The sequence below is a fragment of the Rubripirellula lacrimiformis genome (assembly GCF_007741535.1).
Lineage (GTDB): Bacteria > Planctomycetota > Planctomycetia > Pirellulales > Pirellulaceae > Rubripirellula > Rubripirellula lacrimiformis.
In genome coordinates, this window is record NZ_CP036525.1 from 1,637,306 (window position 1) to 1,658,668 (window position 21,363).

Below are 21,363 nucleotides of genomic sequence, written 5' to 3' on the forward strand. Positions count from 1 at the left end.
GACCGAGGTCGGCTAAGATCATAGCGTCGGCTAGAATGTGTATCGACAGACATGGTGGCAGGATTTGCCCAAAGACCTAACCTGGATGGAGCCGTGCCTGGCCTGGATGCGGGCGTGCCTGGATTGGGCCCCACGTGGATTGCGACCGATGCCTGCCCTGATTCGTTGTTCACCTTCCCCGACTTCGCTTCCACCCAAGTTTTCAAATGCATGCAGGGAATGATACCCGTGGAACGGCAAGACTTGACTTGGCTGGTCGATACCTCCGTATCGCCCGAAACATGGTCGCCCGAAACATGGTTGCCCAAAACATGGTCGGCTGTCATCGCTGGGAATCGGGCTTGGTCACGGATCCTAGCGTGATCTGGCCGCGATCGATTGGGTTGGGGGCCAGCATGATGTTGGCGATCAGCCTGATGTTGGGCGGGCCGTCGCTGGCAATGCAGAACGTACCGTCCGGGTCCAGCGTCCCGAAACGGGAACAGCTAGAACAGAACCAACCCCAGCCCGGCCAAGCACCGCTGGAACAGCGTTCGTTGTCCGATGCCCCAGTCGATGAAGGCGGCGATGGAGGCGGCGATGGCCCCGGCGACACAGCCGCCGACCAGCGAGCGGATGCGGTCCGCCGGGCGGTCGATGATTTGTCCAAGGATGACTATGCCGTTCGCCAGCAGGCCACGATCGAGATGTGGAAGGGACGTGACTGGTCCCGCGAAGCCGTGCAAGATGCGGCCCACAATCCAGACCCCGAGATCGCTGGGCGGGCGCAGTGGATTCTTCGGCAATGGCGTCGTGGTGCATTGCCAGATACACCACCGGAAATTTCTCGTTTGTTGCAGTCCGGCGACCAACCGGCTGCGATCGAACGTTTGTTAGAAGGCGGCCAGTTTCTAGCCGCCGTCGTCGCGGTCGAAGAGTCCGCTGGGACAGTGGACCGAGAACTGATTCAGCGGCGGATCAACATCGGCTTGATGAGCCGGTTTCCGATCTATGTTCACATGGCGATCCAAAGCGAATCGTTGCCGCACTTGCTGCGTCTGATCGATTTGGTGGCCGATTCGAACGAAACCGCTGCCTGTCGATTTGAACTGATGCAAATCATGGGGCTGCCGATCACGGACGAAAACCTTTTGCCTGAATCGGCTGCAACTTGGCCGCCGAACCAGCGATTGATGGTGATGGCGATGTTGTTGGTCAAACTAGAACGGTATGACGATGCGATCGCCGTCGCCAAGCAAAGCGGAGACGCCGAACTGCTTTTGACGTGTCGGATGATCGCGGGTCGTTGGCGCCAGATCGCCGACGAACGTCTCGCGGTGGCCGAAGCGGCCGAGCCCGGGGCGATTGAATACTGTCTCGATTGGTGTCAGGTCATGATGGCCGCCGACCGCTGTGGTGATGATGCCCTCTTTGAAACCGCTGCGGACCATTTGATGTCGCCACAGATCGGGGATCATCCGGCCTCGATGAACGTGCGCTGGAAATATTTGCTAAGCCATGGCAAGGTCGACGAAGCGCTGTCTGTGTTGGATACCATCAGTCCCGATGCGGCAGCCACCGTTGCGATGGACACCTCTCGCGTTTCCCATGCTTTTGATGTCTTGGGTTTTCCGCTGGACCGTGTCGACTCGGATTACGGGAAATGGATCGACGAGGCGCTCGATGCCCAACGCGATGCCGGGACAGAACAGTTGTCGCCCCAAGTCCGACGTTTATTGGTGTTGATGCAATGCTTGTTGTCGATCGGCCGCGAAGACGTGGCGCGAATCATCGCCAAACGCGTTGCCGATTCCGATGGACGAATTGGAATCCAGCGACAGCATCGGCTTGCCGAGTACGTGCTGTCGACATTGACGCTTGTGCAAAACGTGGATTGGATGCCCGAGCTAGCGATCGAAGCTGAATCGCGTTCCGTTTCGGCTGACAGTATCGATATCATCGCGCGAACGATGGACGAGGTGGATGGAACGACGGTTGAAATCTTGATGGATGCCTTGTTGAAAATGGATCCAAATCAGCCCGCCGAACCACGATTTTTTGCGGCCTATGAACTGCTCAGCGGACGCATCCCGGCGGGGTTCGATCCCGCCACGGACTTCGCCAAAATCTTTGACTTGGTGACGCGTCCACGATCGGTTCGCACGGTTCGTGGCATGCGTCAGAATCTATCGATCCAAGCCAATATGAACATTGCGATCATGTTTTCGCGACACGGCGAAGCTTCCTTGGCGTTGGCTTGCATGACTAAATTGGCTCGGTCGGGTGACACCGACGCGTTGTTTCGAATGGCTGAACAAGCACTCGATTCGGGACGCGGCAATGACGCACAAATCCTGTTCGATGCCGTCTACCGCAAATTCGAAAAACCCGTCCGTGTCGGCGGATCGGGTGATGTCGCCATGGCGGCCAAAGCGTTGGTGGGAATGCTGAGCATCGCCCGCCGCAGCGGAGATCAGCAGCGCAGCGAAGAATTGCTGAAAGAGATCCGTCTGGTGCTCTGTTCCCCATCGTCCAACCTGCGTCATGCCGTCGCCAGCTACTTGGCGGATCGCGACGAAATCGACTTGGCACTGGAAGCCTACGGACGCATCCTGCCGGTCAAAGCGTTCGGCAGCAACGATTCGGTGGATCTGTATTCGGTGTCGCGAGTGTTTGCGTTGACCGCTCGACACACGGATCCCGAGGCTGCTGCCCGCTGGTTCGATCTGGCCATCTTGCGGTCGATCGAATCCGATGATTTTCGGCCTAGTGCCTTTGCGACTTTGCCGATGTACGTGCACCGTTGGTCCTTGGAAGCCGCCGTTCGTGATGGCGATGTCTCGCAGGCTCAGAATCAAGTCGAAAGGTTGCTGCAGTTCAATGCGATGGACGTCGATCTTGCCGAACGGTTGCTGCCCAAGATGCGCGAGGCATCGATGGATGAATTGGCCGATCGTACGTTCAGCCGAGTGATGGACCGCGGGACCGAGTATGTCGCGGAATTTTCACGTGATGCGATGACCTGCAATAACTTGGCTTGGGTTGCGGCGATGAACGATCGCCGACTCGATGACGCACTGCGGCTATCGGAATCCGCCGTCAGGATGGAACCCGATAGTGCCATCTTCCGCGATACGTTGGCGGAAATCTTGTTCCTGCGAGGCGACAAGCAAGCGGCACTGGCGATCGAACAAGGGTGTTTGCTGGACGACCCCGGTCAATGGCATTTGCACGAACAGATCGAACGATTTTCGAAGTAACCGACCTCCGTCGGTTGTGCGTCGATCGTGCGTTGATCGAAGATCGGTTTTCCGTCAGTCCCAGTTCATCGCTGCGGCGGCTGATCGTTTCGACAACGCTTCGAATTCACCCACGGCGATCGACGCGTCCATCATCGGAAACGTGATCGTGTGATTCGCCGGGCCTGCCGCAGCGGTGTCGACCGACAATTTGGCCATCGACCAACGGCGGTCAAAAAACGATGACCTCAGTTCCACCGATTGGATTCGGTTGTGGAACGTCGTGCTGGTTTTTTGGTTCAACAGGCCGCTGCGAAACATGACGCCATTGTCAAATCGGTAATAGCCCAGCGAGCGAACGTAGCAGCGTGAATGAGTGATCAGCAGGACCGCCGCGACGAGTCCGATCGCGATGCCGCCCCAGCCAATCGCCCAGGTGGTCCCGATGCCGATCAGGATCGATGCAATGACGGCGATTCGAGTGGTTCGGCGAACCGCCCGCGGAGCCGCTCGGGTCCATGAAATCAATCCGTCGTCGGGGATTCCCGTGCGAATCTGAGACAGCAATCCCGTCACCTGGCTTTCGTGGATCACCGGGATAAACCAGCGACGGGTAATCGTGGTCGCTGCGTCTTCGCCCTTTTTGCCAGCGCCGCCGGCGGTTTCGATCCGAATCGACGCCAAACGCATCCACCGCATCAACGGGGGGCGGTGCACGCTGATGAATTGAATTCGTCGTCTTGGCACCGTGGCTGATATCTTGGTCAGCAGTCCACAGGAAACTTGAAAGTCCTCGCCCGTACGTTCCAGACGGTAGCCATAGAACCGCAGCACGTACCAAGCGGTGCCCAGCAATCGGATGACCACCAGCAAGGCCAGTGCTGCGACGGGGATCAATAACCACGGCGTCCCGTTCCAAACCTGTGCCGGGATCCAGCGATCCAGAGCCGTGTATTCAGGATCCAAGTCTTGGCTGCTTTGAAAGAAAAATCCGAGCGCAACGCTGACCAGGATCAGTCCGCGGTTGCTGGCCAATCCGGCTTGGATCAAATGCGAAACTGGGATCGTCAAAATCGTTTGCGATTGGGGTTCGCGAGATTCCCGATCGATCGTTGTGTCAGCCGGATGGTCGGCTTCGGTGGTCGCCGAAACGCTATAACCGCGTGACGAGATTTGTTGTTTTAGGAAGTCGACGTCCGCCAGCGATAGAACTCGCATTTTGGCTTCCGGTTCGGTGCCGCTAGCCGTTTCGACATGAACTTCGGCGACGCGAAAGATTCGGTGGAACGGGCTCTGGACCAAATCCACATTCTGGATGCGATCGACCGGGATATTGCGCACTTTTCGAAACAGGATGCCTTCGGTGACGATCAATTCGCCATCGGTGATCTGGTAGCGAAATGTCAGGTAGCGGATCATCGCGAATGTAATCGCCAACCCGAAAATGGCAGCCACGATCAGTGCGGCAAAGAAGCTGCCGTTGACGGCCGACCAACCAGCCACGATGGCCGGGAAAAGAGACTGTCGAGACATCGACAGCAATTGAAACAGGATCGACAGGGGATGCAGTCGTCGAGGTTGGTCAAAGCTTGGCTTGTGCCCTGCCCCATCGATTGGACGCGGTGTCGTGTTCGGGCGCGGTGTCGGATTGGGATCCGATGGCGGATCCTGCCCCGCGCCGCTTGTGGGATCCGTCACCGCAGTTCTCCGTCGATAGGAGGCTGCACGGATGCAGAGGTGCCGGCGTCGGCGATGCCGCTGTTGCTTGGCGTGGCTAGACGATCCGATACCAGGTTGTCACGCAACCAAGATGCCGACTGATTCGTGATGCCATCCAATTTGACGGACGCGTTTTGGGTGCCGGCGGTATGGATGACCAACGTCGCCAGATCATACCGACGCTGCAGTGGTCCCTGTTCGATGTCGCTGTGCTGAATTCTGGATCGGGGCACGATGATCCAATGACGCCACCAAACGCCTCGGCGTATCTCCAGCCCTTCGTCGTTCACTCGCCAAGACGCATGACGGTATGCCAGTGCGGGATAGATCCAGCCTGCCCACACCGTCACTGCGGCAATCAGCACGACGGCGAATGCTGCGATCGCCTGGATCAGGTCCCAGTGATCTTGGATCGCCAACCAAAGTCCGAAAGTCGATAGCAAGACCAGGCATGCGATCAGCGCAGCGATGCCACCCAGCAATCGATCCATTTTTAGATGGTTCGGTGCCAAGGGGTGAAACTGTTCGTCTGCCAGTGGGAAATTGTCCAATGGGCTCTTCCTGATCGGATTCGTTGTCTAGAACCGGTCAGTTATAGCGTGCCGGTGCAAAGTTTGCGGACCGTGACTGACCGCCGGACCGAAATCGGCTGACATCAAAATTCCGTCGGCCAGCGGCGCGGGGAAGCACCTTGGGGCGGTCTAGAAAAACAGGCACCCACGTGATCACGCGGGTACCTGTTCGTTGTTTTCGTAGATGCGATTCGCTTGGCGGGAACGTTGGGATGCCGCCGAGCCAACGGCTAGAATCCGATGTGGATTCCGGTGCGATGATGGTGCCGATAGACCGGCGCTGGGCGATGGTAGTGGTAGGCACGTGGTGGTGGGTAGTGTGGCACCACGTATCGTTCTTCGACGACCACGGTAGGTGGTTGCGGTGCGTAGACAGGCTGCGGTGCGCGAGCGACGCGTTGGACGCCCGTTGGCGCTGCTTGCATGGCACTGATGACGTTCTCGCTGACGCCTTGTTGATGCAGGGCGATGATGTCGGGAACCTGCAGCGACGTTTGCACGCCACGTTGGCTGATCTGATTCATGATGACGCTGTCGCTTAGCCCACTGCGGCTCATCGAAACCACGTCGGCGATCGACACCGACGACTGGACGGCAACGGATTGCTGTTGTTGTTGGTAGTAGATGCGTTCTTGTTGCTGGGCGGCTCGTTCTTTGTCCGCTGCATTGCCGAGCAAACCGCCAGTGACGGCTCCGATCACGCCACCGATCGCAGCACCAGCACCGGCTTCGCCGTTGTGGTCACCGATCAGGGCACCTGCGACCGCGCCGCCAAGTCCGCCCAACGTGGCACCGCGTTGTTGAGCCGCCTGGCCGTACAGAGAACTCGGAACGGCAATCATCATCGCGGCGACAGCGATAGAAAACACAATGCGGGTCATGCAAATCGGCTCCGTCGGTTCACTGGGCCGTGTCAGGCCAGCAGGAACCGAAATGGCGTTTGGGGTGTCGGGGGGGATTCAGGTCGAACGGATCAGCAACCGTCACCCGAAAAAGGCAGAATCTTTCCAGACGACTTCGCTAACGTTCATCAATAGTGAACTTCGGTTCTGCGAAGCAATCCCATTCGCGATGTCAGCGCTTGGAATGCGGTGTCTGGGATGCGTGATTGCCGGATCGGCGTCGCTTCGCTCCTTGATCCGGCCTACACACCTCTACTCGGGGGCGGGCGATTTGCGGCCGACGATGCGGGTGATCGCTTCGATAAAGTCCTGAGCCCCGTCGAAGTCGCGATAAACGCTAGCAAATCGGATGTACGCCACTTCGTCCAGTTTTGCGAGGTGCCGCATGACGATTTCGCCGACTTGGGCCGACGTGACTTCCGAGTCAAAGCTAGCGTAGATATCGGCTTCGATGTCTTGGACGACAAGTTCGATCGTGCTGCTGCTGATTTCCCGTTTCGAACAGGCGCGTTCGATGCCTCGTCGGATTTTTTCGCGGTCCAGTGGTTCGCGAGTTTCGTCACTTTTGACCAGTCGGACACTCAACTTTTCGATCTTTTCCGCCGTTGCAAACCGCCGTTGGCACGATGTGCAGACCCTTTTACGGCGGACCATGTAGCCACCTTCGGCGGCTCGGGTGTCGAGCACGCGATCGTTATCAACGTGGCAGTAAGGACAGCGCATGGATTCCCTGAAAAGCTCGGACGCTGTGGGCACGTACCGAAATGACGCGTGAGTGTCGGTGCGATATAGTATCAGCACCATCACGGAACCTGACAACCGTTCGTTCCAACGTCTATTCGGCAACGGGACGTCGATCAAGCGGTACGATGTTCTGATTATTGGCTTTCCCAATCCGGGACGATCCGTTTTGGGGGATCAGTACGATGGGAGTGCGTAACGACCGTTTTTTAAAATCCGCCCGTTCAACGACCGCAGGAAACATCGTCGATGTCGACAGACAGCAATCACGATCCATCTGAAACGACGCCGCCAGCTGGACAAGGCAGTTCGGGAGCGCCGCAACCGGGTGCCCCAGCGGGACAGCCCGCCGCCGGATCGCCCAGGGGTGCCACCGCAGCGGAGAAGTTTCAAAAGGAGGTCGCCGCCAAGCGTGCGGCCAATTTAGAAGTCGAAGAGGAAGACGAAGAAACGCTGTGGTCGGGTGGCTACACCCCGAAAGCAATGTTGGGAACTTGGATTCTGATGGTCATCGCTAGCGTTGGGCTGCTGGTGCTGCATGGGGTCGTTCCCGAGTTTCCGCTTGGCATCGCGGTCGCTCTGATCGGGCTGGTTTGGGTCTTCGGATGTCTGCTGTACGCCTATCGCCGGTTGGGATTCCATTACGAACTGACGACCCAGCGTTTCATTCACCAGACGGGATTGCTGAGCCGTCAAACCGACCGGATCGAAGTGATCGACATCGACGACGTTAGTTTCGCACAGGGGCCGGTGCAGCGAATGTTTGGCGTTGGCAATATCGAATTGACCGGCAGCGACCGCTCGCATCCGAATTTGTCTATGATAGGGATCGCAAAGGTCAAGGATGTGTCGGGGTTGATCGACGACGTGCGCCGCAAAGAACGTCGGCGACGAAGCCTCCACATTGAACAGATTTGACCGTGCGACTCTGGCGACATTGCACGTTTGGCAAGATCGACGAACTAAGAATGGTTCTTGTCGCCAACAAGACCCTTTTCACGAGCAGGTTGGCATGTTGTTGAGGACGATGTCGTGACCGACTGGTACTTTCAAACGCGATCTTCCGAGGAAGTCGGTCCGCTGCGCCCCAGCGAACTGCTGGAAAAGGTTCGCAAGGGCGAGGTGACTCGCAATTCGATGTTGCGAAAGAACAGTTCGACCTGGTTCTTGGCTTCCGAGGTCGGCGGATTGTTCGAAGCCGCGATGCGACCAACGATCGAATACTTTTGCCCGCAGTGCGAAGCCGAGGTGGGGGAACCACCGACGGTTTGCAATCTATGCGGTTGCGAGATCTACAAGGCGATCACCAAAATCACCGAGAACTCGATCACCAATCGTGCGGATCATCCAAGCACTCGCCAAGCGAGCCGGAAGGTTCGCGATTGGATTCGAAAGAAGGTTGGGAAAGACAACAAAAAAACCGGCGAGAATAACTAGCCGGTTTCCTTGTTGATCTGTTGGACTGTTTCATCAGACGTTCGGATGCTCATCGAACATCTGTCGCGGTGTGTTCTTCCCCCCACTCACCACGCTGTCATCAGCCCTTCGTATCGAACGCGGCCGCGTCGCCGGTGAGGCCTCGTGTCAAACGAGACCTCCTAGCGAACTGGCTCTTCTGGTGAACTGGCCCTAGTAGCGGATCTCGGTACCGAATGAGATACCTGTGAACAGGATGTCATTGTCGGTATCGATCGATCGGCCGGTTCCGCTGTTGATTTGTGGGCGGACCTGGTTGGGCGCCGATGCGACTCCGGTCAGGTACCACAATTCCAGGCCGGCTCGTACCGACAGGATTTCGCCCAACTGGTAACGGATGCCCGAACCGAATTCGAACATACCGGCGAGGTCGGTGGTGCTGTCGCCAGCACGGGCCAGTGTGCTAGCACCATCACGGACAAGCACGTTGCTGTCCGCACTGTTGGCATAGAGACCCGCACGAGCGCGGATGTCGGTGAATCCGTGTCGGCTGATCGGGTACAGCAGGTCCATGCCGACTTGCACTCCGAACAGGTCGTTGCGAGTGCGGCTGGTCAGGCTGCCCGTTTGGGTCGCCGTCGTGCTGAAGTAGTTGTAATCTTCGTCGTAATTGATGTAGCGACCACCGATCAACAGCTTTGCCATTTCCCAACCGACCAAGGTCTTGTTGGCTTCCAGGCTGTAGTAGTCAGCCGAATAGGTTTGCGTTTGCGAGACCGCGTCGGTGAACGACGGCAGCGCGACACCGGTTTGGCTAAGGAACGAATTGATTCCGCCACCGGGGCTGTTGATTTGGCGAGCCAAGTCCCATTCGAAGGGGCCGGTGAACGAGATTTCGTATCCGTTGACGCAGTCGCCGACGGCGCCGATGGTGATCCGTGTGCCAAGTTCTTCGTCCATGTCGCTAAGCCCGAAGTTCGGGCTCAGGGTGAACGATCCGATGTCCGGTGCCATGTATAGCCCTTCGATCGAAATGTATCGATAGGGTTGGCAGGGTGTGCACGGGTCGGTGAAATTGGGGCCACAAGTCAGGGCGCTGCTGCGACGACCGCAGCTACCGCCACAGGCGGTCCCGCATGAACCGCAGCTCGAATATTCCATCGCACTTGTGAACGCTGAACCGCCACAGGATCCGCCACAAGCGGTTCCACAGGAACTGCAGGCTCCGTGGTGGCCCACCTGTTGGACCAATCCCGGAGCATGGCTGCCGACATCGCCCGCGGTTCGATAGCCTGCCGTGTCAACGACTCGGAATGCTTCGGATCCATGGGTGAACAAACCGTTGGCGACACCCGAGGATGCACCGGAGTTCTGACCCGCCAGTGTTTGTGCACTGACCAGGCTGTTCGATGCGATGCTGAACGCGACCGCGCTCAGCAGCGTCATCAGGACGCGTGGGTAAGTTGATTGTGTCTTCATGATCGAACCTCGTTAGCTATCGGTGCGATGAGCATCGCAGTGGGGTGAATCAATGGAATGTGTGTTCGGTGACTGGCAATCGCCTGCCTATCGAACAACCAACTCGTCTCGAACGGGAACCAAGCACGTTTTTCGGACCATGCGAATGATCTTCTTTGCCGAGTCCTCGCTGCCGCAGCGGCCCGTCACGACCAGTTCGTCGTGGCGGTGGTGGACAACAACGTCAGCGTCAGGAAAGACACGTTGGATAGATTGGTTTAGCATTGCCGAGCGATCGGGAGCATCGCTTCCGCTGGCGTCCAGCGGTTGGCCTACATGGATGTTGAACGATCGCATCCTTGGGGATTCCCCCGCCGATTCCGGTGCCGCCCAAACCACTAGTTTGGTAACGCCGGTGCCCGTGCCAATCAGTTTCAGCTGATTGGGGCCGGACGCGAATGCTTGGCAGACCGAGCGATCGGATACCTCGATGTTGCGGACGACGCCGCCGAAGGTAAGGGATCGCACCTGAGCCTGGCTAAGGTGCAGCGAGACCGACTTTTCGTTGGTGGTCGGTTTCGATTCTGCTTGGATGGTCTCGATCGGCGAAATGGCCGATTGCACCTGTGCCGTTTGGGCCGATCGGTCACGCCCCAACGAAACAGGCACCGCGGTGACGGCCACTGGTGGACGATACCGTTTGCTGGAAAGGTTCTGTTGCTGTGCAGGCACCGAGATGACCGAACGGTTCCGCTTTGGTTCGATGATCTTGGCGTCCGAACCGGGATCCATTTCCATCGCGGTCAGTGGCTTGTCTAGGTCGTCGATTACGATCGGTTGAATGTCCGACGGTTTGATCGATCGCGAATCCGAAATGGATTCGATCACTGGGGACGTCTTGGCAGCGGCGTTCTCTGAAACGTTGCTGCTGGCTTCGTCGGGACCGGCTTCGTCGTGATTGGCCCAACCATAATTCGGTCGGGTGATTCCGGGCGCTGCGTCCTGCGGTGGTGTTTCGATGGCCATGGTCGGCATCGGATCAGCTTCCTGCGCCACCGATACGGCATCTTCATCGATGAAGTTGTCGTCGGTGAACGAGAAGAAAACCGGTTCCTCGTGCTGGACAACCACTTCGGCAGGTGATTGCATCGACGTTGGGATCGGTGCGACGTGCATCTGTCCAACGGACACCGGTTCCACCTGCGCCACTTGTGACAGTTCAGGTTCGTCGGTCGCATCGCCTTCGTGATCGGTTTGCTGGGCCGCCACGGGCATCGGAGTCATCGGCATCAGCACGATCGAACTCTGCTGCGACGGATCGGCGGCTAGGTCGACTGCCGCAGTGGCGGTCGACGAAGGTACCGCGATTGGCAGTTGCAAGTTGCTGATCGCTTGCAGTCCGCTTGGACTTGCCGGTGGATTCGGCGACACGTCTGCGATATCAGCATCGATCAGATCGTTGTTTTCGTGATGCGCCGATCCGATCAATTGATTTTTTCGGATGCCTACTTCCGTAGGCTTTTCGATCGTCATCGCGGCATCTTCGACGCGGCGTGGCTGTCCGCTGTTGACCGGTTTCAAACCGATCGCGGCACCGATCGGCATCAGCCGAACCGCGTTGTTTTCGCCGCCGGACGCCAAACGAATCGATTCAATCGACGCGTTGGGTGCTGGCTCGCAAAATGGGTTGTCCTGTACCGTCGTTGCCGAGTGAAGCGGTAGCGGCGGCATTGTCAGCGGATCTGCGGCGAAAGCTAGGTTTCCACCAAGCACGGGAGTCCCGCAGCTTAGTAGGGCTAACAAAACAGCACGGCGTTTCCGCTTAGCCAGATTCACCAAATATGTACGTTGGTCACGCATGCCGCGTCCTTGCGTCCGAGCGATCTAGGTCGATGCACCCCCCTCGGCACACCCACCGACGTCAGAGCAAAGGCGCACTGGAACGTCGGATGCTTGAAGTATCGGATCCCTGTTGACATGACATTAACGATTCTGCTGGATCCAATGCGTCTGACGGTTCCTTGCATTGTCCAGATCGACCGTGTTGTTCTGGAAATCCACGCCACATTGGCCCGAGACGCAGCCCTATCGGAACGACTTCGTGGACCCTTGGTCGCGACCATCCAGCCGGTCCGATGCAGCTTGTGATCGGTCCACCAGCGCGGTTTTTCGCAGAATTTGGCCTTGCGCCGACGTGGTTCGGTGACGACATCGCCCCCCCGCGGTAGCCCACGCGGCCCCCATTCGACGATCGCCACCGGGCGGCAGGCCCCAGATCGTCTCGGAGCCGATCGTCGGGTGGGGGGGGCTGTGGGGCTGGCGATGCTACTGCGGCCGCTTGGGGGACGTCCGGGCTAGGATTGCCGTTGGCGAATCGCTTCATAGGCGATCACCGCGGCCGAGACCGAGATATTCAAACTATCGATCTTGCCGGCCATGGGGATACGGATCCCGGGCACCGGATCAGGTTTCCCATCGGCGGACGGAATCGTCTTCCATCGCTCGCCCAGTCCGTCGGCTTCGCTTCCCAGCACGACTGCGACCGGTCCATTCCATCGGGTGGACCACAGCGGGGTGGACGATTCGACCCTGGCGGCCAGGACTCGAAATCCCTTCGCAGACAGGAACTGGGCAACTTGGGATTCGCTGCCGACCGCTGTCGGGACGCGGAAAATGGCTCCCAAACTATTACGAATGGCGTTGGGGTTCAGCGGATCGTGGCAATCCGACAATAGCACCGCATCGATCCCCGCGGCGTCGGCACAGCGAAAGACGGCTCCCACATTTCCGGGTTTTTCGATTCGGTCTAGCACCAGAACCAGCGGTTGTGGCGGTAGGGCCAGCCGATCCAGGTTCCAGTCGGGGCGTACAAATTCGGCCACCACGCCGCGATTGGATTGCCCAAAGCTAATTTTCTCTAGAATCCCGTCTGAAACCCAGTTTTGTTTTTGGGCAGCCGCCGGGTGGTTCAGGACACGTTGGATCGCCGAGTCGTCGGGATTCAACGGATCCGACTCGCTGGTGTAGAACCCGCACAGATCCATCCCCGATTCGACGGCCTGGGCCGTTTCACGCCATCCATCTACGATCACACGGTCGGCTTTCCGCCGATACCGATTTTCGCGTAGCCGGATCAGGTGCCGAACGGTTGGGTTGGCCGGACTTCGCAAGACGACCGGCGCAGACTCACTCATGGTTTTCTCTGTTATCTTGTTCGGTCGACTCGGAAATCCCGACATTACTTCAGTGGCGGGCACCCGCTCATACGACACTTGGCGCTCAACCGGGCGACTGAATCCTAAACCGTTCAACCTGATCAAAACAGCATGAGTCCATCCGTGCGAATCCAGCCGGTCACTTCGAGGCGAGATCGCAAAGCCTTTTTGCAGCTCGAACGAGACCTGTATCGCGGTGATCCTAATTGGGTGCCCCCGTTGTGGTTCGAGCAAAAGAAGTTGTTGGGATTTGCGAAGCATCCGTTCTATGACGACGCCCTGGGACAAGCCTTCTTGGCCCGCCGTGGCGACGAAGTGGTGGGCCGGGTTCTGGCGGTCGTCAATCATGCTCACAACCGTCGGTACAAAGAAAAACGCGGGTTTTTTGGCTTCTTTCAGTCGATCGATGACGAAAGTGTCAGCACGCCGATGCTGGACTTTGCGTCCCAGTGGTTGGTCGATCAGGGCATGACGGACGTTCGCGGCCCGGTCAATCCAAGCCTGAATTACGACTGCGGTCTGTTGGTGGACGGATTCGATACGCCGCCCACGTTTTTGATCCCGTACAACCACGAATATTACGGACGATTGATCGAAGCGGCCGGATTCGAGAAGGTCCAGGATCTGTACAGCTACGAGGCGCACATCGATACGCTGGAGGATCTGGATCCAAAACTTTTGTTTGTGATCAACGAAGCGACACGGCGTTTCAATGTCAAATGCCGTGCCATCGACCGCAGCAGATTCGCCAAGGATGTTCGATCTTTCTTGGAAATCTACAACCTGTCGCTGCAGCAAACCTGGGGCTATGTCCCGATGAGCGAGGCTGAAATCAGTGTTCAAAGCGGTGGTTTGAAGCACTTGATCGTGCCGGAATTGACCAGCATTGCCGAAATCGATGGCCAACCGGTGGGCGCCGGATTCGGATTACTGGACTACAACCAAGTGATCAAAAAGATTGATGGACGCCTGTTCCCGTTCGGTTGGTGGACGTTGATGCGAGGCAAGAAGTCCATCGATCGCTTGCGTTTGATCAGCACGAACGTGCTTCCGGAATACCAGAAATGGGGATTGGGTTTGGTCACTTTGGCCCGAATCCTGCCCGATGCGATGAAGTATGGTATCCAAATCGGCGAGTTTTCTTGGGTATTAGAAAGCAACTCGCTTTCTCGAGGTACGATCGAACGTGGCGGAGCCACTCGGACCAAGGTGCACCGTTTGTACGATCGTTCGATAGTCCCTGGTCAGGGCGGGCCGCGGCAATCATAATCGACCCCCACGTCTCTTCATTCCCCTCCCCAATCATTTGATCCATGCCCCAAAGCACTGTTGTCATTACCGGGGTAGGCGTGGTTTCGTCGATCGGGATTGGTGGAGACGCATATTTTGACGCCCTGATGGCGAAAAAATCTGGGATCACGTCGCTTGCCGATCGCACCGACGAAGGTGCCAAGCCGCCCCCATCGGACCCCGACGGTCAATTTGCTGCTCAACCAGCCGGTTTGTGGATTGGCGGCCCGATCGTTGATTTCGATCCAAAACAATACGTGCGGCCGCGAAAAGCACTGAAAGTCATGTGCCGCGAGATCCAGACTTCGTTTGCGGCTTCGCAAATCGCTGTCGATCACGCTGGTTTGGCAGACGTGTTCCCGGTCAGTCCGCAGCCCGAACCAAATCGGGCAGAACCGAATCAGCCGGTACCGAATCAAACGGTACCGAATCAAACGGGCCAAATCGCGTCGGCGGAACCCGCAACCGACGACGCCGCGGCCGCTGGTCTTCGCACCGGCCCCGCACCGGCACCCCTTTTGCCTGCCGATGTCGGCACCGTGTTCGGCAGCGAAATGTTTTATGGGCCCGCGTCCGAAATCGAAGACGCGATGCGATTGTGCATCAAGGAAGACGGCAGCTTTGACACCGCCAACTTTGGGGCCGCGGCGATGAAGCAGGTTTTGCCGCTTTGGATGCTGAAATATCTGCCGAATATGCCGGCCTGCCATGTCGGGATCGCTTTGGGAGCCCATGGGCCCAACAATACGCTGGTTCTGGGCGAAGTGTCCGGTCCGGCGGCAATGATCGAAGCGGTGGGCTGTTTGCGACGCGGCATCGCTCGCGTGATGATCGCCGGCGGCGTGGGTACACGAATCAACACCACTCGCATGAACTATCGCGGTGACCTGCCGATCGCGAATGTTTTTGATCCCGTTCATCTCAGTTCCCGTCCCTACGACCCCCAGTCGCGTGGGATCGTCGGTGGCGAGGCTGCCGCATCGATCGTGTTGGAAGATGCCGAATCGGCGGCCAGCCGCGGTGCACCAATCGTGGCCCGAATCGTGTCCTATGCGTCTAGGTTCGTGCCGTCCGGCGGAATGAATCTGGCAATGCGTTCGTCGACCAATTCGGAACCCAAAATTCGTGGTTCAGCCCAGGCGATTGAACTGGCGATCCGCGGCGCGTTGGAATCGGCCGGCCTGTCGGCCGCGGAAATCGGCTTGGTGGTCGGTCATGGAACTGGCGATCCGATCATGGATAAGGCTGAAACCGACGCGGTCAAAGCCGTTCTTGCGGACGTTCCATTGATGGCTCCCACGGGGGCGCTGGGCCACACCGGTGCCGCTTGTGGTGCGATCGGTGTCGTCACCGGGGCGCTGGTGATTTCCAAGGGAATGATTCCGCCGACCCTGGGGGCCGATTCGGACGGTACCGACCCGTCGGTGGTTCAATCTGCCCAAAAACTGCAGCAGGACTACGTTTTGTGCCTCTCGCACACGTCCGAAGGCAGCGCGGTCGCGATCATTTTAGGAAAATCCTAAGACCGACTCGGTAACCATTGCGAACTGGGCGGTAAATGCTAATACCCCCAGGAGATCGCGATGTCCGAGCCTGATCACTATCCAGCCCACGAAACTTCTCGCGCCGGCGTTTCGCCGGAAGAATTTTTCGTGCAGCAAATTGCCGAGCACCAGGATCGCCTGTTTGGGTATGTGTTTTCGCTGTTAGGTGACCACAACCGCGCCAGCGACGTGCTTCAGGAAACCAATTTGGTGCTGTGGCGGAAAAAGGCCCAGTTTCAAGCCGGCCAACCGTTCCTGCCCTGGGCATTTGCGATCGCACGGTTCCAGGTGCTCGCTCACGTCCGTGACCGCGGGCGGGATCGCTGCATTCTGGATGCGGAACTGGTCGAACAGTTGGCCGAGCAATCCGAAGCCAGTGCCGAACAATTGGATGGGGTTCGCCAAGCTTTGCGGCAATGCATCGCCAAGTTGCAACCGAATCACCAAGACATGATCCGCCGACGCTACTACCGCAGCGCATCGATCAACGAAATTGCCGAATCGTTGGAATTGGGAGTCAGTGCGGTCAAGGTTGGCCTGCTGAGAATCCGGCGACGGTTGGCCGAATGTGTGCAAACGCAAATGGCACAGGAGAAGTGAAAATGATGAACTCGAAAAACAATCCTGACATCGACGAACTGGAATCGTTGCTGTTCGACGCCGACAGTGGCGAATTGGACAGCCCAGGCGTTCTGCGTGCACGTGAAATTCTGAAATCCAGCGAAGCGGCCCGTCAATGGTTCGTCCATGACCGAGTGCTATCAGCCGCCATGTTTCTAGAAGGTTCGTCGGGACTAGGGGATGAAATCGACTTGCCGGATGATGCTCTTTCGCGAATCGATCCCGCATTCTCGGCCGCCGGTGAAGCCCAACCCAACGCTGCCAAACTGCCCGCCGACAAAGCGAAGTCTCGGATCCCATGGCGAATGCTATTGGCGATTGCAGCGACCGGGTTGTTGATGGTGTGGGTGGGGCGATGGTCGGTGTTGCCAAACGATGTGCAGGGTTCGTCCAACGGCAACAGCGATCTTGGTGGCCAGACTTCCATTGCCACCACCGGCACGCAGACAAACCAAAATTCATCGGCGTCTGATCGAAGTCCCGCGGATCATCGATTGGTTGCTAGTTCAAGTCCAAAACAGAGTGCCAATTCGCTTGGCCAAGGCGAGCCGACGTCGCAAGGGATTGCTTTGGTGACGCGGTTGGTCGATGCCCAGTGGCAAGATTCAGAGGACTCGTTTCGCGTCGGTGACGCGGTATCGCCAGGCCCGATGTCGTTGAAATCCGGGTTCGCCCAGATCGAGTTCTTCTGTGGTGCGACGGTCGTGCTAGAAGGCCCGGCCGAGTTGGAAATGTTATCGGCCACCCAGGCACGGTTTCGTCACGGGCGGTTGCGTGCTCAGGTGCCTCCCGCAGCACGCGGTTTTGAAATCTTGATGGACGAGATGAAAGTCGTTGATTTGGGGACCGAGTTTGGCATCTCGCTGTCGCCCGACCATGCGGATGTCCAAGTTTTTGACGGCGAGGTCGAAGTGCATCGGCCGGAGCACCAAATGAAATTGTTAGAAGCCGGGCAAAGCTTGTCGCGTCGCAGAGACGGGTCGGTGGGCGATTCGGTGACCGCACCAAATGACTTTATCGATATTGAAACCTTGGATGTTCAAGCCGAAAGCCAAACGACCATTCGGCGGGATCGTTGGCGAGCCTATTCGGAGAAATTGCGTCGTGATGATCGTGTGATTGCTTACTACGCGATCGACGATGGTCGTTCGTGGGCTCGCAAACTCCCCTGCAGCAACCTGCCGGCCAATCCAGACTTGGCCGGTGCGATTGTGGGTGCGGCGCATGTCGAAGGTCGATGGCCTGGGAAATCGGCGATCGAATTCAAACGCCCCGGCGATCGCGTGCGAGTCGACATTCCAGGCGAATTTGGTTCATTGACGATGGCCTGCTGGGTTAAAATTGACAGTCTGGACCGTTGGTACAACTCGTTGTTTTTGACCGACAACTACGAACGTGGAAAACCACACTGGCAGATTCTGGATACCGGCCAGTTGTTCTTCTCTGTCCGCGTCAGTGATGAAAACGTCCAGCAAGAACACCGCGAAGTGGTCTCGCCGCCCTTCTGGAAACCTTCGATGAGCGGCCAGTGGTTGCACCTAGCCACAACGCACGACGTCCACCTGCGTCGTACGACTCATTATCTGAATGGTGAAATGCTTAGCGAAGCCACCATTCCTAAGAAACAGTTAGTGGTACCTACTCGGATCGGGAAAGCGTCGATCGGAAACTGGTCGGTGCCGACTAAGCCAGATGCAAAGTTTGCGATTCGAAACTTGAATGGCAGCATTGACGAATTTGTCGTGTTTTCCGAAGCCCTGGCGGCGGACGAAATCCAGCAGATGTATGAAAACGGAAAGCCTTGAATGAGAAAATCAATGATCAAGTCTCGAAAGTTTGCGACCCGGCGTAGGGCGCGTTCCATCATCGGCGCCGTTTGCGTGGCAGTCGGTTTGGGCGGTGTCGCGATGACATCGATGGCTGAAACTCCAGCCAAGTCCGAGCCCAAACTGCATGCCGATGCGGACAAGCACTTCACGTTGAAGGTGTTGCCCCTGTTGAAGGAAAAATGCTTTGGGTGTCACGGCAGCGATCCCGACGACCTGAAGGGTGACTACGACGTTCGCACCCGCGAAGCAACCATGGTCGGTGGTGAATCCGGCGAGGTCGCCGTGGTCGAAGGTGATCCCGAAAACAGCATCCTGTATCAGGCTGTGATGTGGGATTCGTTGGAGATGCCGCCCAAGGAAAACGATCGGTTAACGGACGACCAAACTGAGATGGTGCGGCGTTGGATCATGGACGGTGCACCATGGCCGGACGCTGAGACGCAAGATTCCATCATGTTGGAAGAACGCAAAGTCGCCGTCAACGATGATGGCGTCTTGATTTCAACCAGCGGTGGATTGGCTGATCAGTGGACCTATCGGCGCTATGAACCGGAAGACATCTGGGGGTTCCAGCCTGTCCGCACTCAGTTCGATCAAGATACGATCGACGGCTTTGTCGACCAACAATTGCAGGCTGCACAGATTCGTGCCGCTGGGCAAGCCGAGCCGCGTCTGCTGGTGCGACGTGCCTACTTGGATCTGTTGGGGCTGCCACCAAGTCCGGATCAGACGGAACAGTTTTTGACCGCTTGGGAACAAGATTCGGATCAGGCTTGGGCCAATTTGATCGACCAATTGCTCGACAGCCCGCATTACGGTGAACGTTGGGCACAACATTGGTTGGACGTCGTTCGTTATGCCGATACCGGTGGCTTTTCGAACGATTATGAACGGTCCAACGCGTGGCGTTATCGCGACTATGTCATTCGTTCATTCAACGCCGATAAACCGTACAACGAATTTGTTCTGGAACAGATTGCTGGCGATGAACTTCGACCGGACGACCCCGAGGCCAGGATCGCCACAGGCTTTCTGCGAATGGGGCCGTGGGGCACCGCGATGATCCCACAAGACGAAGCCCGGCAGTTGTTCCGCGATGACGTGGTGCACAGCATTGGGCAGTCGTTTTTGTCGATGCCGATGCGTTGCTGTAAGTGTCACGACCATAAATTTGATCCGATCCCGACACAGGATTACTACCGCATGTATGCCGCCATTTCGGCGTCGCAACCGGCCGAAATCGAAGCGGAATTTTTGCCATCCGAGAATCAGGTTGGATTCGACGAGGGCAAGACGCTGGTCACTCGCTTGCACGAATTCGCCGACGGCGAACGTCAGGCGTTGATCGACAAGCAGGAAGCGGCAGCGAAGAAGTGGTACGACGAAAAAGGGTTGCCGTACAAGGACGAAAAGGCACGCAAGGACGATCCCGATGATCAGAAACCACCGCGTTACGCCGGATTGGACGAGTCCGAAAAGGGGCGTCTGAAAGTTCGTCAACAAGACGCTTGGATTTGGAAACGACGGTTCGAGCGATTCGACCCGATGACGCAAAGCGTTTTCAATGGTCCCGACTATTGGCTGGATGCAAAGAAGTTGCGTCAGCCCAAAAAGGTGGACCCGAAATGGCGTCCGGAATCGTTTATCCATACCGGTGGATCCCTGTCCGCCAAGGGCGCTGCGGTCACACCCGGCGTGTTAAGCGGATGTGGTGTCCCTGTGGAAGGGGCCCCCATCGATGATCCGTTCGCGCTGACCACCGATGTCGAAGGGCGACGTTTGGGGTTGGCGAAATGGATCGTCGATCCACGCAACCCGCTGACCGCTCGTTCCTTTGTGAACCGGTTGTGGCAGTATCACTTTGGACGTGGATTGGTCGGGACCCCCAATAACTTTGGCGTCAAAGGTTCCAAACCGACTCACCCCGAACTGTTGGATTGGTTGACTGGACAATTCGTCGATGGCGGTTGGAAGTCCAAGCCGATTCATCGCATGATCATGATGTCGGACGCATACAAGCGATCCACTTGGCATCCCGATCTGGAAGGTTTGGAATTGAAAGATCCGGCGAACGACTTGTTGGCCCGATTCACACCACGGCGGATGACTGCCGAGGAAATGCGAGACAGCATGTTGTCCGCTAGCGGCGAATTGAATCCGGAAATGGGTGGGTTGCCCATCATGCCGGAAATCAATCTGGAGGTTGCATTGCAGCCACGGATGATTCAGTTTTCGATTGCACCGGCCTACCAACCGTCGCAAACACCGCAGCAGCGAAACCGTCGAACGATCTATGCCTACCGAGTGCGAGGACAGGCGGATCCGTTCTTGGAAGTGCTGAACCAACCGAACCCGAACGAGTCCTGCGACCTGCGGGATGCGGCCGCTGTGTCGCCGCAAGCGTTCACGTTGATGAACAGCGAATTGATGACGGATCGAGCGATCGGTTTGGCGAAACGCCTGATGAAGGATGCCAATGACTTGCCTGGTCGTATCGAGCTGGCTTTTCAATTGACGATGGGACGCGAGCCCACCGCCAACGAGCAAACGAACTTGCAAAGTTATGTTCGTGACATGGTGACTTACCACCAAAATCACGAACCCGGCGACGTCAGCTATCCGACCAAGGTGGTTCGTTCGTTGGTCGAGGAATTTTCGGGTGAACCGTTCGAGATTGACGAACTGCTGCCCAATTTTGAAAACTATTCGCCCGATTCCAAGCCGGCAACGGTGTCCGAGGAAACGCGAGCACTTGCCGACGCTTGTCTGCTTTTGTTCAACGCGAATGAGTTCGTCTACATCTACTAACGATCACCGTTTGCCAGTGCAAACCACTCA

The 21,363-nt window shown here is 57.4% G+C and carries 17 protein-coding genes; 10 read left to right on the forward strand and 7 right to left on the reverse strand.

All coding sequences use genetic code 11. The features are described 5' to 3' along the window. The first annotated feature begins 93 nt into the window (after positions 1-93). The gene (locus K227x_RS05725; RefSeq protein WP_145168640.1) at positions 94-363 is read left to right on the forward strand and encodes a hypothetical protein; all 270 of its coding nucleotides are present in this window, start codon (positions 94-96) and stop codon (positions 361-363) included. Continuing rightward, positions 360-3,239 (forward strand): hypothetical protein, encoded by a 2,880-nt coding sequence (locus K227x_RS05730; RefSeq protein ID WP_145168641.1) that lies wholly within the window; start codon positions 360-362, stop codon positions 3,237-3,239. Before K227x_RS05725 ends, K227x_RS05730 begins: the two co-directional genes overlap by 4 nt. Positions 3,240-3,293: 54 nt before the next feature. Here the strand turns inward: K227x_RS05730 and K227x_RS05735 are convergent, their stop codons facing one another. From K227x_RS05735 to nrdR, 4 genes are all read right to left on the reverse strand, one after another. After that, positions 3,294-4,916 carry a PH domain-containing protein gene (locus tag K227x_RS05735; protein ID WP_145168642.1) on the reverse strand — a complete coding sequence of 541 codons (1,623 nt, stop codon included), beginning with the start codon at positions 4,914-4,916 and terminating at the stop codon, positions 3,294-3,296. After that, positions 4,913-5,488 (reverse strand): PH domain-containing protein, encoded by a 576-nt coding sequence (locus tag K227x_RS05740; protein ID WP_246146570.1) that lies wholly within the window; start codon positions 5,486-5,488, stop codon positions 4,913-4,915. The genes K227x_RS05735 and K227x_RS05740 overlap by 4 nt, the downstream gene beginning before the upstream one ends. A 251-nt stretch (positions 5,489-5,739) precedes the next feature. After that, entirely contained in the window at positions 5,740-6,390 is a 651-nt protein-coding gene (locus tag K227x_RS05745) for a glycine zipper domain-containing protein (protein ID WP_145168643.1), read from the reverse strand. 273 nt (positions 6,391-6,663) lie between these two features. Beyond that, a complete protein-coding gene (gene nrdR, locus K227x_RS05750; RefSeq protein ID WP_145168644.1) occupies positions 6,664-7,134 on the reverse strand; it encodes a transcriptional regulator NrdR in 471 nt (156 codons plus the stop codon). A gap of 267 nt (positions 7,135-7,401) precedes the next feature. On the opposite strand from nrdR, the gene K227x_RS05755 reads away from it, so the two are divergent. Next, positions 7,402-8,070, forward strand: coding sequence for a PH domain-containing protein (locus tag K227x_RS05755; RefSeq protein WP_145168645.1), 669 nt, complete (start codon positions 7,402-7,404; stop codon positions 8,068-8,070). Positions 8,071-8,184: 114 nt separating this feature from the next. After that, a complete protein-coding gene (locus K227x_RS05760; protein WP_145168646.1) occupies positions 8,185-8,589 on the forward strand; it encodes a GYF domain-containing protein in 405 nt (134 codons plus the stop codon). Positions 8,590-8,781: 192 nt separating this feature from the next. Here K227x_RS05760 and K227x_RS05765 read toward each other — a convergent pair whose 3' ends face one another. Beyond that, the gene (locus tag K227x_RS05765; protein WP_145168647.1) at positions 8,782-10,047 is read right to left on the reverse strand and encodes a hypothetical protein; all 1,266 of its coding nucleotides are present in this window, start codon (positions 10,045-10,047) and stop codon (positions 8,782-8,784) included. 87 nt (positions 10,048-10,134) lie between these two features. Further along, on the reverse strand, positions 10,135-11,886 hold the full coding sequence (locus K227x_RS05770) for a pilus assembly protein N-terminal domain-containing protein (protein ID WP_145168648.1): 1,752 nt from the start codon (positions 11,884-11,886) through the stop codon (positions 10,135-10,137). 117 nt (positions 11,887-12,003) lie between these two features. Between K227x_RS05770 and K227x_RS30270 the strand changes: the two genes are divergently transcribed. Further along, positions 12,004-12,174 (forward strand): hypothetical protein, encoded by a 171-nt coding sequence (locus K227x_RS30270; protein ID WP_218933792.1) that lies wholly within the window; start codon positions 12,004-12,006, stop codon positions 12,172-12,174. Between the two features lie 206 nt (positions 12,175-12,380). On the opposite strand, the gene K227x_RS05775 is transcribed toward K227x_RS30270, so the two are convergent. Further along, on the reverse strand, positions 12,381-13,220 hold the full coding sequence (locus K227x_RS05775; RefSeq protein ID WP_145168649.1) for a TrmH family RNA methyltransferase: 840 nt from the start codon (positions 13,218-13,220) through the stop codon (positions 12,381-12,383). 132 nt (positions 13,221-13,352) lie between these two features. Between K227x_RS05775 and K227x_RS05780 the strand changes: the two genes are divergently transcribed. The 5 genes from K227x_RS05780 to K227x_RS05800 are packed head-to-tail and all read left to right on the forward strand — an operon-like array spanning position 13,353 to position 21,333. Further along, positions 13,353-14,510 (forward strand): N-acetyltransferase, encoded by a 1,158-nt coding sequence (locus K227x_RS05780; protein ID WP_145168650.1) that lies wholly within the window; start codon positions 13,353-13,355, stop codon positions 14,508-14,510. Positions 14,511-14,554: 44 nt separating this feature from the next. Continuing rightward, positions 14,555-16,054, forward strand: coding sequence for a beta-ketoacyl-[acyl-carrier-protein] synthase family protein (locus K227x_RS05785; protein ID WP_145168651.1), 1,500 nt, complete (start codon positions 14,555-14,557; stop codon positions 16,052-16,054). Positions 16,055-16,114: 60 nt separating this feature from the next. Next, complete coding sequence (locus K227x_RS05790; protein WP_145168652.1) at positions 16,115-16,675, forward strand: sigma-70 family RNA polymerase sigma factor; 561 nt, start codon at positions 16,115-16,117, stop codon at positions 16,673-16,675. Between the two features lie 2 nt (positions 16,676-16,677). Then, positions 16,678-18,501, forward strand: a complete 1,824-nt coding sequence (locus tag K227x_RS05795; RefSeq protein WP_218933793.1) for a LamG-like jellyroll fold domain-containing protein — start codon at positions 16,678-16,680, stop codon at positions 18,499-18,501. A 12-nt stretch (positions 18,502-18,513) separates the two neighbouring features. Next, entirely contained in the window at positions 18,514-21,333 is a 2,820-nt protein-coding gene (locus K227x_RS05800; RefSeq protein ID WP_145177331.1) for a PSD1 and planctomycete cytochrome C domain-containing protein, read from the forward strand. Positions 21,334-21,363 lie beyond the last annotated feature (30 nt).